A 14,979-nucleotide genomic window follows, 5' to 3' on the forward strand; every position below is an offset into this window, starting at 1 on the left:
AGGAGGTGGCGATCCCGGAACTGACCGCGGCATAATCAACTCAGCTAGATCTCGCACGGTGTCCAGAAACTCCACCACTCAGCGGGACGTCACCCGGCGGGCCTTGCTCGACGGGGCGTGGCGTGGCTCGGCGGGCCTTGGCCCGGGGGTCTGACCGCCCACCTCACGACGTTCGGCAAACCAAGGACAACGTCCTTGATTGTTCGAGTCTCCGAGGCAGGCCCCGCATTGCGGGGCGACGGCCGAGTCCCCGCGCCGCCCGACCCCCGAACCCCCTACCCGGCCGAGACCCAGTACCGGCGGCGCAGCAGGGCGCGCTCCACGAGCGTCCACGCCGTCGTCGTGGCGAGGTAGATCGTGGCGGCAAGCGGCACGATCGCGGCGAACACCACGGTCAGGAACGGCAGCCAGCTGAGCACCGCGCCCAGGCGGGCGGAGGCGGCATCCGGCGTCGCGAGCCGCAGCGTGCTGCGCCGGGTGAGCCACGCCGTGAGTGCGATGAGACCGAGCAGCCCGACGAACACGAGCACGCCGGGCCAGGTGATGCCGACCGTGACGAACGAGGCGCCGAGCGGCACCCCGCCGAGACTCGCCGCGAGCAGCAGGTTCGCGTGCCCGCCGATCGTGCCGTGCACGAACAAGGCGTAGACGAGCGAGACCACGGGCGCCTGGGCGAGCGCCGGCCCGATGCCGGCGAACGGGCTGGCTTTCTCGGCCTTGTAGAGCGCGGCGATCTTGCGCTGCAGCAGCTCGGGGTTCTTGCGATGCTTCGCCTGCAGTGCGGCGAGCTTGGGGGCGAGTCGACGGCGCGTCCACTCCGCCTTGACCTGCGAGACGCCGACCGGAATCAGCAGCACGCGCACGAGCAGGGTGAGCAGCACCACGGCGAGCGCGGCACTCGCACCGCCGGTGACCGGTTCGATGAGGGTGGCGATGCCCTGCACGAACCAGTACACGGCGGAGAGCAGGGCGGAAATGGGCGGAAACGAGAAGGGGTCCACGAGGGTTCCTGACTGTCGAAGCGGATGGTTGACCGAACGGCCACGCAGCATCCGCCCCAGGCGGTCGGCTACGCGGCTGCGGTCATCCCCGGCGCTCGCGCCATCGGGCGCCCCGCGGTCGCGGGATGCCGCGGCTCGGGCATCTCGCTCAGCGCCTCCCGATGCGCCCGAGCCCGTGCCCCCACCGTCACCACGCCGGCACCGACGACTGCGGAGGCGGCCCGCACCACGGCCGCGGCCAGCAGCAGAACGACTCCGGGCAGCACCACCACCCCGGCGAGCGCGACGTTCGACGGCGCGCCGGCCGACAGGCTCAGGGCGACGAAGAGCACCGCGGCCAGAACGGCCAGGCGGGCGTGCAGCGTGCGCATGAGGGAACGATACCCCGCCGTCAGCGTGCGGGCAGTTGCGCCACCGCGTGCTCGGCGGCGACCCAGGCGAGCATGGCGCACTTCACGCGCGCCACGTAACGGGAGACGCCGGAGAGCACGATCGCGTCGCCGAGCAGCTCCTCGTCGGGCTCGAGTTCGCCGCGCGAGCGCAGCATCTCGCGGAACGCGTCGATGCGCACCGTCAGCTCGGGCACCGTGAGCCCTGTGGCGAGGTCCGAGAGCAGCGAGGCGGAGGCCTGCGAGATGGAGCAGCCGTGCCCCTCCCACCGCACGGCCGTGACGGTGTCGCCGTCGACGTGCAGTTCCAGGGTCACCTCGTCGCCGCAGGTCGGGTTGAGCTGGTGCGACTGGGCCTCGGCATCCCCCACCAGCCCCACGCCGTGCGGGCGCTTGGAGTGGTCGAGGATCACCTGCTGGTAGAGGCCCTCCAGCGCCGAGCTCATGCGCGCGCCCCGAAGAAGGCCACGGCATCGGCGACGCCCGCGATCAGCTGATCCACTTCGTGCTCCCTCGTGTAGAGATAGGTGCTCGCCCGGGTCGACGAACGCACCCCGAGTCGGCGGTGCAGCGGCTGCGCGCAGTGGTGCCCCACCCGCACCGCGATGCCGCGATCATCGAGGAACTGCCCGACATCGTGCGAGTGGATGCCCGCCACATCGAAACTCGCGAGTCCGACCCTGGGCGTGCCGGCGTCCGCCCCGAGCACCCGCACGCCGTCCAGGGCGGAGAGACCCTCGACGAGCCGCCGACCGAGCGCGGCCTCGTGCGCGGCGATGCGCGGCATCCCGATGCCCTGCAGGTAGTCGATCGCCGCGGCGAGCGCGATGGCCTGCGACACCCGCTGCGTGCCGGCCTCGAAGCGCTGCGGCGGCGGCAGGTATTCGGCGCGCTCCATGGTCACAGTGGTGATCATCGAGCCACCGGTGAGGAACGGCGGCATCGCCGCCAGCAGTTCACGTCGGCCGTAGAGCACCCCGACGCCGGTGGGCCCGAGCATCTTGTGACCGGAGAAGGCCGCGAAGTCCACGCCGAGCGCGACGACGTCGACGGGCAGGTGCGGCACCGACTGGCAGGCGTCGAGCACGGCGAGCGCACCCACCGCATGCGCCATGGCGACCAGTTGCTCGACCGGGTTGATGCCGCCGAGCACGTTGGAGACGTGCGTGAAGGCCACGATGCGGGTCCGTTCGCCGATCGGCGCCTCGTCGAGCAGCAGCGCCCCGTCGTCGTCGACGGGGATGAAGCGCAGGCTCGCCCCCGTGCGCGCCGCGAGCTCCTGCCACGGGATCAGGTTGGCGTGGTGCTCCTGCTCGGTGACGCAGATCTCGTCGCCCGGCCCCAGGGCGAAGCGCGCGTCGCCCCGGCCCGCGCTCGCGTTGGAGTGCGCGTAGGCGATGAGGTTGATCGACTCGGTGGCGTTCGAGGTCCAGACGATCTCGTCGTCGGCGGCGCCGATGAACCGGGCCACGGTCGCGCGTGCGTTCTCGAAGAGCTCGGTCGCCTCCCCGGCGCGGGTGTGGGCGCCGCGGTGCACGGCCGCGTTCGCGTGCTCGTAGTACGCGCGTTCGGCATCCAGCACCGCCACCGGCTTCTGCGACGTCGCACCGGAGTCGAGGTAGACCAGGGGATGACGGTTGACGCTCGTGCCGAGGATCGGGAAGTCGGCGCGGATGCGCTCGACCTCCGCCTCGCTGAGCGGGGTGGCCAATGCGGATTCGACGCTCACCATTCAAGGCTCTCACGACGGGGCGCGCGATGTCGGCCGGGCGGTCGTGCGGGCCCCGGGGCTTTGGGCCTACGGCACGGGCGCTGGTTCTGCCAAGATCACAGGGTGGCAGACCAGACAGCGATCGCGGTGCGCGGGCTCACCAAGCGGTACAAGGACGTGCTGGCCGTCGACGACGTCTCCTTCGACGTCGCGGCCGGCAGCGTGTTCGCGTTCCTCGGCACGAACGGGGCCGGCAAGTCGACGACGATCGGGTGCGTGACGACGGTGCTGCCGTTCGACTCCGGCGAGATCACGGTGGACGGCCACGACGTGCGGCATGACGGCGAGCCGGTGCGCCAGCAGATCGGCGTGGTCTTCCAGGACTCCATGCTCGACGAGCAGCTCACCGCGCGCGAGAACCTCGCGACGAGGGCCAGGTTCTACACCGCCGACCGCGCGCAGATCGGCGCGCGTATCGCGGAGCTCTCCGAGCTCATCGGCCTGGGCGATTTCCTCGATCGCCGCTACGGCAAGCTCTCCGGCGGCCAGCGCCGACGCGTCGACATCGCCCGCGCGCTGCTGCACTCGCCCTCGATCCTGTTCCTGGATGAACCGACCGCCGGCCTCGATCCCGCGAGCCGCGCGATCGTCTGGTCGACCATCCACGACCTGCGCGATCGCAACGGACTGACCGTCTTCCTCACCACCCACTACATGGAGGAGACCGAGGAGGCCGACCTGGTGAGCATCATCGACCACGGCACCGTGATCGCCCAGGGCACTCCCGCGCAGTTGCGCGCGAAGCACAGCACGAGCGTGCTGACGGTGACCCCGCGCGACCGTCAGGGGCTCGCGGCGGCGGCCGCGGCATCCGGACTCGAACCGGTGGATCGTGGCGAGACCGTCGAGTTGCGCGTGCCGAACGCGGATGTCGCGCGGCGTCTGCTCGGCGAGCTCGGCGACGAGGTGCTCGACTTCGAGTTTCGACACGGTCGCATGGACGACGTCTTTCTCGCGCTCACCGGTCGCGAGCACGTCGAGGAGGAGAACTGATGGGCGTCGTGCTCGACATCATGGGGCGCAACCTCCGGTTGTTCTTCCGCGACCGACTCAACGTGTTCTTCTCGCTGCTCGGCGCGCTCATCGTGTTCCTGCTCTACGCGCTCTTCCTGTCGAACCTGCAGACCAGTTCGATCACGAACGCGTTTCCTCAGGCCGATGAGGCCGACGTTCGCGGCTTCGTCGACTCTTGGATGTTCGCGGGCATCGTGGCGATGACCTCGATCACCACGTCGCTCGGCGCGCTGGCCGTCTTCGTCGAGGATGCCGCGACCGGGCGATTCCGCGACTTCCTGGTCTCCCCCATCCGCCGCTGGCAGCTCGTGCTCGGCTACCTGTTGGCGACCGTCGTCGTGTCGCTCATCATGACCACGGTCGTGCTCATCGTGAGCCTCGTCTACCTCTACTTCGTCGATGGTTTCGTGCTCGGGCTGCCGTATCTTGCACGCGTCATCGGTTGGATCGTGCTCTCGTGCGTCGCCTTCGCGGCGCTGTGGGCGTTCATCGTGTCGTTCATCCGCACCACCGGAGCGTTCTCGGGGCTCGCGACCGTCGTCGGCACCGTCATCGGATTCCTCGCGGGGGCGTTCATCGCGGTCGGCCTCTTTCCGGAAGCCGTGCGCAACGTCGTCAACGCCCTACCGTTCGCTCAGGCCGCCATGCTCATGCGCCAGGAGTTCACCGACGAGAGCCTCTCGGCCCTCGTCGGCGGGCAGCAGCAGGCGATCGATGAACTGAGCGCCTACTACGGCATCACGACGTTCGTCGGCGACTGGGAGGTCACCGTGCCGGTGGTCGTGGCCATCCTCGCGGCGTGCGCGATCGTCTTCACGACCCTGGCGGCGTGGCGCATCCGGGCACGGATCGCGTAGCGCCGCAGCCTCAGTCGAGCCAGTCGTAGGTGCGCGACACGGCCTTCTCCCAACGGCGCATGAGCGCCGCCCGCTCCTCGTCGTCGATCGTCGGCACCCAGCGCGCGTCCTCGCGCCACAGGCCGCGCAGTTCGTCGAGCCCGCTCCAGAACCCGACCGCGAGTCCCGCCGCGAAGGCCGCGCCGACCGCGCTCGTCTCGGCCACCCGCGGGCGCACGACGGGCACGCCGAGCACGTCGGCCTGAAACTGCATGAGCGCCTCGTTGGCGACCATGCCGCCGTCCACACGCAGTTCGACCAGGGGCACACCCGTGTCGGAGTTCACCGCATCCAGCACCTCGCGGGTCTGGAACGCGGTCGCCTCAAGGGCCGCGCGCGCGATGTGCGCCTTGGTCGCGAAGCGGGTCAGGCCGAGGATCGCGCCGCGCGCCTCCGGTCGCCAGTGTGGCGCGAACAGCCCCGAGAACGCCGGCACGAAGTACACCCCGCCGTTGTCCGGCACGCTCTCGGCGAGCGACTCGACCTCCGAGGCGCTCGAGATGATGCCGAGGTTGTCGCGCAGCCACTGCACGAGCGATCCGGTGACCGCGATGGAGCCCTCCAGCGCGTAGCTGGGCGCCGCCTCGCCGAGCCGATACGCCACCGTCGTGATCAGCCCGTTCTCGGAGTGCACGATCTGCTCACCGGTGTTCACCAGCAGGAAGTTGCCGGTGCCGTAGGTGTTCTTCGACTCGCCGCGCCCGAACGCGACCTGACCGAAGGTCGCCGCCTGCTGGTCGCCGAGGATGCCCGCGACCGGCACCTCGCGCAGCAGGCTCGACGATTCGATCGTGCCGTACACCTCCGACGAGCTCCGGATGCTCGGCAGCATCGATCGCGGAACCCCGAACGCACCCAGCAGCTCGTCGTCCCAGTCCAGGGTTCGCAGGTCCATGAGCAGCGTGCGGCTCGCGTTCGTGACGTCGGTGGCGTGCACGCCGCCGTCGGTGCCGCCGGTGAGATTCCACAGCAGCCAGGAGTCGGTCGTGCCGAAGAGCAGATCGCCGCGCTCAGCGCGCTCGCGGGCGCCGTCCACGTGCTCGAGGATCCAGGCGATCTTCGTCGCCGAGAAGTAGGTCGCCAGCGGGAGGCCGGTGCGTTCCTGGAAACGGGCCGTGCCGCCGTCGGCCGCGAGCGCGTCCACCATGGGCTGGGTTCGGGTGTCCTGCCACACGATCGCGTTGTAGACCGGCTCGCCGGTGGTGCGATCCCACACCACGGTAGTCTCTCGCTGGTTGGTGATACCCACGCCGACGATGTCGTGGCGGGTGATGTCGGCCTTCGCGAGCGCCTGACCGATCACCTCACGCGTGTTGTTCCAGATCTCGACGGGATCGTGCTCGACCCAGCCAGGCTTCGGGAAGATCTGCCGGTGCTCCAGCTGCCCGACCGAGATCGGTCGACCGTCGTGGTCGACGACGATCGCGCGGGTGCTCGTGGTGCCCTGGTCCAGGGCGACGACGTGCGGCATCGCTCATGCTCCTTTGCTCGTGCGCGGTTCCGGCGACCGCCTGCGGCAGCCCGGTCAGCTCGCCTTGACGAGTTCGATCAGCAGGGTGGCGGCAACCGGTCGCGTGCCGCCGGCGAGGGGGGTGATCGTGAGGGCGGTGAAGCCGCCCGACGGGTTGCGGATCGTGAGCGCCTGGTTGACGCTCGTCGTCTCGACGAGCGTCGTGAGCGAGATCTGCGAGGTGCCGGTGGCGCGTCCCGCGACCGTGTAGTCGAGATCCGATCCGTCGAGCGTGACGACGAGCTGGCCGGCCTCGGTGACGGAGACCGAGTAGCTCACCCGATACACCCCCGGCGTGGCCAGCACGAAGACATCGGGGCTGATGCGGGTGATCCCGGTGCTCGTCGAGGGGCCGTTCTGAGGGAAGTCCACATCGGCGCCGACCGCGACGGTGGCCGCGTTGTCCGGCGGCATGAGGGCGAAGAAGAGCGCCGACTCGCCCGAGCCTGCCACACCGGCCGGGCCTGTCGGCCCCGTCGGCCCTGCCGACCCTGCGGCTCCCGCCGGCCCCGTGGCGCCTGCGGGTCCGGTCGGGCCCACGGGGCCTGCCGGGCCACGGGCGCCCGAGCTCGAACCGGGCAGCCCCTGGGGGCCTGCCGGACCGGCTGGGCCCTGCTCCCCCGCCGGGCCCTGCTGGCCGGTCTCGCCTTGCGGCCCGGCCGGTCCCTCCATGCCCTGCGGGGCGCACCCGACGAGGGGGAACAGCAGAGCCACCGCCGCGGCGGTGATGAGCAAACGGGAAGCGCGCGTCATGGCGTTCTCCTAAGTCGGTGGGCTTGGGCCAGTGTAGGGCTTGGAGAACACCGGGCGTGCGGGGCTAGAGCAGCCGCACGGTGACCTGGACGGTCGCGTCATCCGCGATGGCCTCCGCGACACGCACGCTCTTCTTGATCGGCAGCACGAAGAGGCCGTTCTTGGTCGAATCCTGGAAGGCGGCCGTGCGCCAGGTGGAGCCGCCGAGGGTCACCATCACCTTGACGCCGTCGAAGCCCTGCGGCCGTCGCGGAACGCCCTCGAGGTCGGCGGAGACCTCGGCCGGCAGGGTGACGAAGAACCAGTTGTCTCGACGGTTCTCCCAGCGCCACAGCGGGGCCGCGAAGGTGTAGTTGGCCATGGTGAAGAGTATTCCGCGATCGTGCGGTTCGGGCGTAGCGTGAACCATGCCCTTCGATCCCGCGGCGTATCGAGCCCCGCTCGAGCGCGCCAGCATCCATGCCACCGCGTGGCTCGACTCCGTGCAGAGCCGCCCGGTGCGGCCCAGCGCCACCGCCGACGAGCTCGACTTCGGCGGTCCCCTGCCGGAGGGGGCGACCGCGCCATCGGAGGTGATCGACGAGCTCGCGCGCAAGGCCGAGCCCGGCCTGATGGCGATCGGCTCGGGGCGCTTCTTCGGCTGGGTGATGGGCGGCACGCTGCCGGCCGCGCTCGCCGCCGACTGGCTGGTGAGCGCGTGGGACCAGAACAGCGGCATGCGCTACGCGACCCCGGCGGCCGCGGCGATCGAAGAGACCGCGGGCGCGTGGCTGCTCGACCTGCTGGGGCTGCCGGGCGGTTCGGATGTCGGCTTCACCACCGGAGGCACCATGGCCAACATGGTGGGCCTCGCCGCTGGTCGGGGCGAGGTGCTGCGGCGGGCCGGCTGGGACGTGAACGAGCTCGGCCTGCAGGGCGCTCCGCGGGTGACGGTGCTCGCGGGGGCGGAGGTGCACGCCTCTGTCGAGCTGGCACTGCGCTACCTGGGGCTCGGCAGGCCCCAGCTGGTGGAGGCCGACGCGCAGGGCCGCATCCGGCCGGATGCCCTCGCCCTCGCCCTCGCGGAGGTCGACGGTCCCGTGATCGTCGCCCTGCAGGCCGGCAACCTGCACTCGGGCGCCTTCGACCCGATGCGCGACTGCATCGAGATCGCCCACGAGAACGGAGCGTGGGTGCACGTGGACGGCGCGTTCGGGCTCTGGGCAGCCGTGAGTCCGCGCTGGGCCGCCGACCTCGACGGGCTCGCCGACGCCGACTCCTGGGCCACCGACGCCCACAAGACGCTCAACGTGCCCTACGACTGCGGGGTCGCGATCGTCGCATCGCCCGGTGCGGTGCGCTCCGCGTTCGGGGTGCACACCAGCTACCTCATCCACGACGGCGACGCCGTCGACCCGTATGAACTGGTGCCGGAGATGTCGCGGCGGGGGCGGGGCATCCCGGTCTGGGCGGCGCTGCGCTCGATCGGGCGCTCCGGCACCGTCGCCCTCGTGGAGGGTCTCGCCGCCCGTGCCCGCGAGCTCGCCGCCGCACTGGGCGCACTGCCCGGTGTGGAGGTGCTCAACGACGTGGTGTTCACGCAGGTGTGCCTGTCGTTCGGCAGCGACGAGCGCACCCGCGAGGTGACGCAGGCGCTCATCGCCGACGGCATGGTGTGGATGTCGGGCTCGCGCTGGGCCGGACGCGACGTGCTGCGCATCTCGGTGAGCAACTGGTCGACGGATGACGCCGACGTGGAGGCCTCGGTCGAGGCGGTGCGCCGGGCGATGGCATGACACACCACCTCACGCGCGACGAGGCCCGCCGCATCGCGGTGCGCGCCCAGCTGCTCGATGCCGACCGGCCCGGGGACGTGGTGGAGGTCGCCGAGCAGCTCGGTGCGATCAAGATCGACCCGACCGCGACGATCGCGACGGCCGAGCACAGCATCCTGTGGTCCCGCATCGGCTCGGGATACGAGGCGGTGCAGCTGTCGAAGGCGGTGGAGACCGATCGGCTGCTGTTCGAGTTCGACGGCGCGTTCCGGCCGATGAGCCTGCTGCCGCTCATGCTGCCCGGCATGCGCCGCGGTCCGCGGCGGCAGAGCACGCGCGACTGGCTCGCGGCGAACGAGCGGTTCCGCGCGGACGTGCTCGCGCGGCTGCGCGCGGAGGGGCCACTGCTGGCCGCCGACATCCCGGACACCGCGGAGGTGACGCGCCCACCGGACGGCTGGACCGGCAGCAACCAGGTGGTACCCATGCTCGACCTGCTGCAGCGCCAGGGCGAGGTGGCGATCGTCGGGCGCGAGGGTCGTCACCGGAGCTGGGATCTCGCCGAGCGCGTCTACCCGGTCGTGGCCGAGATCGAGCCCGAGGAGGCCGAGCGGATGCTAGCCGAGCGCCGCCTGCAGGCCCTCGGCATCGCGAAGCGCAACTCCCCGTGGGCGGGCGTCGGCGAAGCCGGCGAGGCCGCCACCGTGGAGGGCAGCGCGTGGAAGTTCCGCGTCGACCCGGAGGCGATCGCCGCGCTCGACGACGACCCCGGCGGCCGCGCCGCCTTCCTCAACCCCTACGACCCGATGCTCTTCGACCGCCCGCGGCTCAAGGAGGTCTTCGAGTTCGAGTACGTGCTCGAGCAGTTCAAGCCCAAGCCGCAGCGCAGGTACGGTTTCTTCGCCTACCCGATCCTCATGGGCGACCGGTTCGTCGGGATGCTCGACGCCGAGGTCAGCCGCGACCGCGGGTCGCTCGCCGTGAACGCCGTGCACGAGTTCGTGCCGTTCGACGCGGAGGAAGACGAGATGGTGCGCGCGGAGATCGACGACCTGGGCCAGTGGCTGGGGGTCGCGGTTCGGGCGTGGTGAGCGCCGCCGCTACCCCTTGGCGACGGTCGCCGTCACCGGCGTCGCGTTGGCGAAGAGGTCGAGCACCGGGCAGTGCGCGTCGACGACGGCGCGCAGCTCCTGGTAACGGGCATCCGTCTCCGGGCCGGTGATCGTGATGGCCAGGCGCACGGCGGTGAAGCCCGCACGCACACCCTCGTCGATGCCGAACAGGCGGGCCGCGTCGAGATCGCCCTCGGCATCGATGGCGATGTCGTCCACCTGGATTCCGAGCGCCTGCGCGTAGAGGCGGTAGACCACCACCTGGCAGGAGATGAGCGCCCCGAGGGCGAACTCGACCGGGCTCGCCGCGATGTCGTCCCCGGCGAGCGCGGCAGGCTCATCCACCCAGAACGAGTGCTTGCCTGCCTTGATCGCGGTGGCGACCGAGCCCTCACCGGTGCCCCGCACCTTGTAGGTGAGCTGGGCCGCGGTGCGGTCGGCGGCGATGCGACCGCCCCAGGCGGTGCCGGCCTCGACGAGGCGGTCGGCACGCTCGGCAGCGGTGGTGGGCGGAACGGAGACGGTGTCGAGGAGGGTCATGCCACGACGGTAGATCGGATGCCGCGGGCTCGCCGAATGTGACGTAGCCGAGCGACACACGGCGTCATGAAGCGTCATCTGCGGCCGACCACGGCCTGCCCGCGGGCGACGTGCACGGGGGTAGACTAAAGCACCTTAGTCCACCTGGAGGCGCCATGCGCTCGGTCAACATCCATGACGCGAAGACCCACTTCTCGCGCCTCGTCGACGAGGTCGCCGCGGGCGAGACTGTGATCATCGCGAAGGCGGGCAAGCCCGCGGCGCGACTCGTGCCCCTCGACGCGACCCCGGACCGCCCGAAGAACCTCGTCGGCTTCTTGCAGGGCCGTGTCGTCGTGCCCGACGACTTCGACCGCATGGGCGAGGCGCAGATCGCGGACCAGTTCGAGGGCCGATGATCTACCTGCTCGACACGCAGCTCGTCTTGTGGGCGGCGGCGGCATCCCCGCGTCTGCCCGAGGGCGCGCGTCGCCTGCTCGCCGACCCGAACAGCGCGTTCATGTTCAGCGCGGCCGTGATCTGGGAGGTGGCGATCAAGAGCACCCTGGGCCGGGCGGACTTCGCCGCGGATGCCCGCCTGCTGCGCCGCGGACTGCTCGACAACGCGCCGCCGAACTCGCGATCACGAGCGAACACGCCGCCGCGGTCGCCGACCTGCCGCCGCTGCACCGGGACCCCTTCGACCGCATCCAGGTCGCCCAGGCCCGGGTCGAGGGGCTGGTGCTGCTGACCGCGGATGAACAGGTCGCCGCGTATGGGGCGCTCGTGGAGCTGGTGTAGCGCGTGCCCCAGCAGGGTATCCCGCGGCACGCTAGCCTCCCCTACATGCGCACGATCCCCGACACGATGGATGCCGTCACCGTCGCCACCGTCGACGACCGCCTGCGCGGGGTCGCCGCCGACCACGCCGTCGTCATCCCGTGGGCGATCGAGAGCGGCAGCCGCGCGTGGGGATTCCCGTCGCCCGACAGTGACTATGACTGCCGCTTCTTCTTCGTGCGCTCGCGCGACCGCTATCTCAGCCCTTGGCCGGCGCGGGATGTGATCGAGACCCCGCTCGACAAGGTCTTCGACGTCAACGGGTGGGACGTGATTAAGGCGGTGCGCCTGCTCGTCAAGGGCAACGCGACGGTCACGGAATGGTTGCGCTCCCCCATCGTCTACTCGGGCGACGCGGCATTTCGAGACGGCATGCTTGAGCTCGCAGCATCCGTCTACGACCCCGTGCGCGCCGGTCGCCACTATCGCCACGTCGGCCTCCAGCAGCGCGAGGGGCCGATCGAGAAGCTCACCCTCAAGCGGTGCTTCTACGCCCTGCGACCGGCCGCGACCCTGCACTGGCTTCGCACGAATCCGGATGCCGGCGTTCCGCCCATGGACCTCCCCACCCTCATCGACCAAGCCGACCCCGGCCCCGCGGTGCAGGATGCCGTCGCCGACCTGATCGCCCTGAAGAGCACGACGCGGGAACTCGGAAGCGGCACGGTACCGCCGACGATCCTCGACTTCATCGAGCGCGAACTGGAGCTCGCGGCCGCCTTCGAGGAGGTCGACCCGAACCCGCATCCGGACGCGATCGCACTAGGCGAGGAGTGGTTTCGCGGGGTGCTGGATCGGTGGGGTGCCCGCTAGTCCAGTTTCGCTACCCCAACAGGGAGTCGTCGTAGCGTGCCGTGAGTTCGCCGCCGGCATCCCCGGTGTTGACGACCCCGACCGGTTCGATGAGCATCGCGTGCACCTCGCCCGCGGCGATCGGGCAGTGCTCCACACCGCGCGGCACCACGAACAGCTGCCCGGGGCCGAGGGTCACGTCGCCGTCCCGCAGCTGGATGGTGAGCTCGCCGCTGATCATCAGAAACAGCTCGTCGGTCTCGTCGTGGCTGTGCCACACGAACTCCCCCTCGAGCTTCACGAGCTTGATCTCGTAGTCGTTGAGCCGCGCCACCACCTTCGGCGACCAGTGCTCGGTGAACAGCGAGAACTTCTGGGCGAGGTCGACGGGGAGGTTGGGCATGGGACGAGTGTGCATCGGGGATGCTGCGGGGCGCTACTGCCGCGGGACTGCCCGGGGCGCTAGCGTGGGCGCATGTTCTCCTCCTGACGGCTCCCCCGCTCCCGCGACCGCGGCCGAGCGCCCCATCACTGTGACTTCCGAGGAGAACCATGCCCACCATCCGCGCGTACCGCCCCGCCGACGAACCGAGCTGGCTACAGTGCCGCCTGCTCAGCTTCTTCGCCACCGACTACTACGACGACGTCAAGGTCGCCAAGACGAGGCTCGCCCCCGGCAGCATCGAACTCGTCGCCGAACGGGACGGTGAGGTTGTCGGCATCCTCGATGTCGAAAACGACGGGGATGCCGCGACCATCGACACCCTCGCCGTGCACCCCACGGCGCAGCGCACCGGCCTCGCCAGCGCCCTGCTCGACGCGGCGCTCGCCCAGCTGCCGCCGACCGTCACGACCCTCGACGCCTGGACCCGAGAGGATGCCGCCGCCAACGCCTGGTACGTTGCCGCCGGCTTCCGCGAGACCTACCGCTACCTGCACGTCTACGTCGGAGACGGCGACCCGACGTTCCCGGGACCGGAGGGCATGTCCTCGCCGGTGATCGCCTTCATGCACGCACCCATCGAGCAGGAGGCGGAGCTGCGGGAGGCGTATCGGCGGGTGTATGTGTGTCGGCGGTTTGTGCGGGTGGTGTGAGAATTCGTCGATGCCCTCCTATCGCAGTGGCGTAACCAACTGAGACACTTACAGGCGAGAGGAAGGATCCGACCAAGTGCTTCCGAGCGAAACGTCCCGAGGCAAGGCGTGGCTTTCGAACTTCCAGGTCCACGACCGACCCTTCGCGCAGATTCTCTTGGACTCGCTCAGAGTCGTTGCCGCGGGTGAATTCCGTGCTGCGATGAAGGATGCGATCACGTTGGCCGCGCTCGGCGCACCTCGGGGCCAAACCAACATCTTGGCGCTCGGTGCGCCCTCCCCAACCGCGCCCTCGTATCGAAGCCCAAGCGACTTAGTGAGGACGGGCAGCGATCACGTCCTTGCCGAGATAGTTGAACGCATCGCGGCACAAACTAGTCAGCAGTGCGACCTCGGAGTGAAGACCATGCTCAAGAGGAAGACTCGCCGGATCGTCATCGTGACCGACTCCATTGGCTCCGGGGATCAGGTGGTTCGTCTAGTTGAGTTCCTCTACAAGAACCCGACGATTAGGAGTTGGCACTCTGGAAAGTTCATCTCGTTCCACGTAGTCGCCTATTCCGTCAGCCTCGAAGCGCAGGCTCGACTCACATCGCATCGGGCGATCACCTCAGTACAAAGCGTCGAGGTTGGCCGCGACCTGCACACCACGGGCTGGAGCGATGGTGTCCAATCAGCAGTTCGTGATCTTGCGATCCGCTACGCCAACAAGCGGGCTGAGGCGCTCGGTTGGGACGGCACCGGAGGGCTAACCACTTTCGCGCATTCGATTCCCAACAACACGCCCCTAGTCATTCGTCAGACCAGCGGGCCTCCCGGGAGTACTTGGAACGCTCTATTCGTGGGAGGTCGACGAGGAGGTTGGAGCGCTGCAACCGAACGGGAGATAGGCGACTACCGGCCTCCTCGAATATTCGGGACGACCATGAGCGCGCTAGGGCGTCTTCGGTTGGGAAGGCTGACACCTCGGGATCTGGGAGTACTGCGTAGCAACGGCTTCGGCGAGTCAACCCTCGACTTGTTGCAGGTCCTCGCAATGAGGTCGCGAGGATTCCCTCCAATCGAGATCACACAGCAGCTAGGAGTCACGACCATGCGCATCAATGATCTCCTTCGGACAGCCGAGGCGAATGGCTACCTTGATGCTGAGGGAACGCTGACAGCGAGGGGCCGCGGGATACTGAACTTTGCGGCGCGAAAGCAACGCCAGCTAAGGCGCACGCCTTTGATGTCCGTGTATTACCCTCAGTCACTAAGGTGAGGGGCTCGTCTTCATCTAGATCTCGTCGATGCGTTGTGTCGACGCGACACGCAGCTTGCTGCGTGTCTACTTCGGTAGGCGGCTCTCACGTAGTGGGAGACGTTGGGCATGCCTGCGCATGGGCTGAGTCGCTCCGGCAATTCACGCTCCGCGGCGCTCGTGGCCTCGCTTGAATGGTGACGTCCCGCTGAGTGGTGGAGTTTCTGGACACCGTGCGAGATCTAGCTGAGTTGATTATGCCGCGGTCAGTTCCGGGATCGCCACCTCCTCGT

The 14,979-nt window shown here is 69.6% G+C and carries 18 protein-coding genes; 8 read left to right on the plus strand and 10 right to left on the minus strand.

The window, feature by feature from the left end:
- Positions 1-275: 275 nt before the first annotated feature.
- From PYV02_RS15075 to PYV02_RS15090, 4 genes are all read right to left on the minus strand, one after another.
- On the minus strand, positions 276-1,001 hold the full coding sequence (locus tag PYV02_RS15075) for a YidC/Oxa1 family membrane protein insertase (protein ID WP_275759897.1): 726 nt from the start codon (positions 999-1,001) through the stop codon (positions 276-278).
- A 68-nt stretch (positions 1,002-1,069) separates the two neighbouring features.
- Complete coding sequence (locus PYV02_RS15080) at positions 1,070-1,372, minus strand: hypothetical protein (RefSeq protein ID WP_275759898.1); 303 nt, start codon at positions 1,370-1,372, stop codon at positions 1,070-1,072.
- A 20-nt stretch (positions 1,373-1,392) separates the two neighbouring features.
- The gene (sufU, locus tag PYV02_RS15085) at positions 1,393-1,836 is read right to left on the minus strand and encodes a Fe-S cluster assembly sulfur transfer protein SufU (RefSeq protein WP_275759900.1); all 444 of its coding nucleotides are present in this window, start codon (positions 1,834-1,836) and stop codon (positions 1,393-1,395) included.
- A complete protein-coding gene (locus PYV02_RS15090) occupies positions 1,833-3,122 on the minus strand; it encodes an aminotransferase class V-fold PLP-dependent enzyme (RefSeq protein ID WP_275759901.1) in 1,290 nt (429 codons plus the stop codon). Before PYV02_RS15090 ends, sufU begins: the two co-directional genes overlap by 4 nt.
- A 102-nt stretch (positions 3,123-3,224) precedes the next feature.
- Here PYV02_RS15090 and PYV02_RS15095 point away from each other — a divergent pair, with 102 nt between their 5' ends.
- A complete protein-coding gene (locus PYV02_RS15095; protein WP_275759902.1) occupies positions 3,225-4,154 on the plus strand; it encodes an ABC transporter ATP-binding protein in 930 nt (309 codons plus the stop codon).
- Positions 4,154-5,032: an ABC transporter permease gene (locus tag PYV02_RS15100; RefSeq protein ID WP_275759903.1), complete on the plus strand. Its 879-nt coding sequence runs from the start codon at positions 4,154-4,156 to the stop codon at positions 5,030-5,032. The genes PYV02_RS15095 and PYV02_RS15100 overlap by 1 nt, the downstream gene beginning before the upstream one ends.
- A gap of 10 nt (positions 5,033-5,042) precedes the next feature.
- On the opposite strand, the gene glpK is transcribed toward PYV02_RS15100, so the two are convergent.
- The 3 genes from glpK to PYV02_RS15115 form a co-directional block, all read right to left on the minus strand.
- Positions 5,043-6,542, minus strand: a complete 1,500-nt coding sequence (gene glpK, locus PYV02_RS15105; RefSeq protein WP_275759904.1) for a glycerol kinase GlpK — start codon at positions 6,540-6,542, stop codon at positions 5,043-5,045.
- A 54-nt stretch (positions 6,543-6,596) separates the two neighbouring features.
- Positions 6,597-7,334, minus strand: coding sequence for a hypothetical protein (locus PYV02_RS15110; protein WP_275759905.1), 738 nt, complete (start codon positions 7,332-7,334; stop codon positions 6,597-6,599).
- Between the two features lie 64 nt (positions 7,335-7,398).
- Positions 7,399-7,695, minus strand: coding sequence for a DUF1905 domain-containing protein (locus tag PYV02_RS15115; protein ID WP_275759906.1), 297 nt, complete (start codon positions 7,693-7,695; stop codon positions 7,399-7,401).
- 46 nt (positions 7,696-7,741) lie between these two features.
- On the opposite strand from PYV02_RS15115, the gene PYV02_RS15120 reads away from it, so the two are divergent.
- Both PYV02_RS15120 and PYV02_RS15125 read left to right on the plus strand, forming a co-directional pair.
- A complete protein-coding gene (locus PYV02_RS15120; protein ID WP_275759907.1) occupies positions 7,742-9,109 on the plus strand; it encodes a pyridoxal phosphate-dependent decarboxylase family protein in 1,368 nt (455 codons plus the stop codon).
- Complete coding sequence (locus tag PYV02_RS15125) at positions 9,106-10,179, plus strand: DNA glycosylase AlkZ-like family protein (RefSeq protein ID WP_275759908.1); 1,074 nt, start codon at positions 9,106-9,108, stop codon at positions 10,177-10,179. The genes PYV02_RS15120 and PYV02_RS15125 overlap by 4 nt, the downstream gene beginning before the upstream one ends.
- 9 nt (positions 10,180-10,188) lie before the next feature.
- On the opposite strand, the gene PYV02_RS15130 is transcribed toward PYV02_RS15125, so the two are convergent.
- Positions 10,189-10,740 carry an OsmC family protein gene (locus PYV02_RS15130; RefSeq protein ID WP_275759909.1) on the minus strand — a complete coding sequence of 184 codons (552 nt, stop codon included), beginning with the start codon at positions 10,738-10,740 and terminating at the stop codon, positions 10,189-10,191.
- A 155-nt stretch (positions 10,741-10,895) separates the two neighbouring features.
- Between PYV02_RS15130 and PYV02_RS15135 the strand changes: the two genes are divergently transcribed.
- The gene (locus PYV02_RS15135) at positions 10,896-11,138 is read left to right on the plus strand and encodes a type II toxin-antitoxin system Phd/YefM family antitoxin (RefSeq protein WP_275759910.1); all 243 of its coding nucleotides are present in this window, start codon (positions 10,896-10,898) and stop codon (positions 11,136-11,138) included.
- A 1-nt stretch (position 11,139) separates the two neighbouring features.
- Here the strand turns inward: PYV02_RS15135 and PYV02_RS15140 are convergent, their stop codons facing one another.
- The gene (locus PYV02_RS15140) at positions 11,140-11,550 is read right to left on the minus strand and encodes a hypothetical protein (protein WP_275759911.1); all 411 of its coding nucleotides are present in this window, start codon (positions 11,548-11,550) and stop codon (positions 11,140-11,142) included.
- Positions 11,551-11,565: 15 nt separating this feature from the next.
- Between PYV02_RS15140 and PYV02_RS15145 the strand changes: the two genes are divergently transcribed.
- Entirely contained in the window at positions 11,566-12,372 is an 807-nt protein-coding gene (locus PYV02_RS15145; protein ID WP_275759912.1) for a nucleotidyltransferase domain-containing protein, read from the plus strand.
- 10 nt (positions 12,373-12,382) lie between these two features.
- Here the strand turns inward: PYV02_RS15145 and PYV02_RS15150 are convergent, their stop codons facing one another.
- Positions 12,383-12,754, minus strand: a complete 372-nt coding sequence (locus tag PYV02_RS15150) for a cupin domain-containing protein (protein ID WP_275759913.1) — start codon at positions 12,752-12,754, stop codon at positions 12,383-12,385.
- A gap of 149 nt (positions 12,755-12,903) precedes the next feature.
- Between PYV02_RS15150 and PYV02_RS15155 the strand changes: the two genes are divergently transcribed.
- Entirely contained in the window at positions 12,904-13,446 is a 543-nt protein-coding gene (locus PYV02_RS15155) for a GNAT family N-acetyltransferase (RefSeq protein ID WP_275759914.1), read from the plus strand.
- Positions 13,447-13,522: 76 nt separating this feature from the next.
- Positions 13,523-14,707, plus strand: a complete 1,185-nt coding sequence (locus PYV02_RS15160; RefSeq protein WP_275759915.1) for a phosphoribosyltransferase-like protein — start codon at positions 13,523-13,525, stop codon at positions 14,705-14,707.
- Positions 14,708-14,979 lie beyond the last annotated feature (272 nt).

This window comes from Antiquaquibacter metalliresistens (assembly GCF_029211225.1).
Taxonomy (GTDB): domain Bacteria; phylum Actinomycetota; class Actinomycetes; order Actinomycetales; family Microbacteriaceae; genus Rhodoglobus; species Rhodoglobus metalliresistens.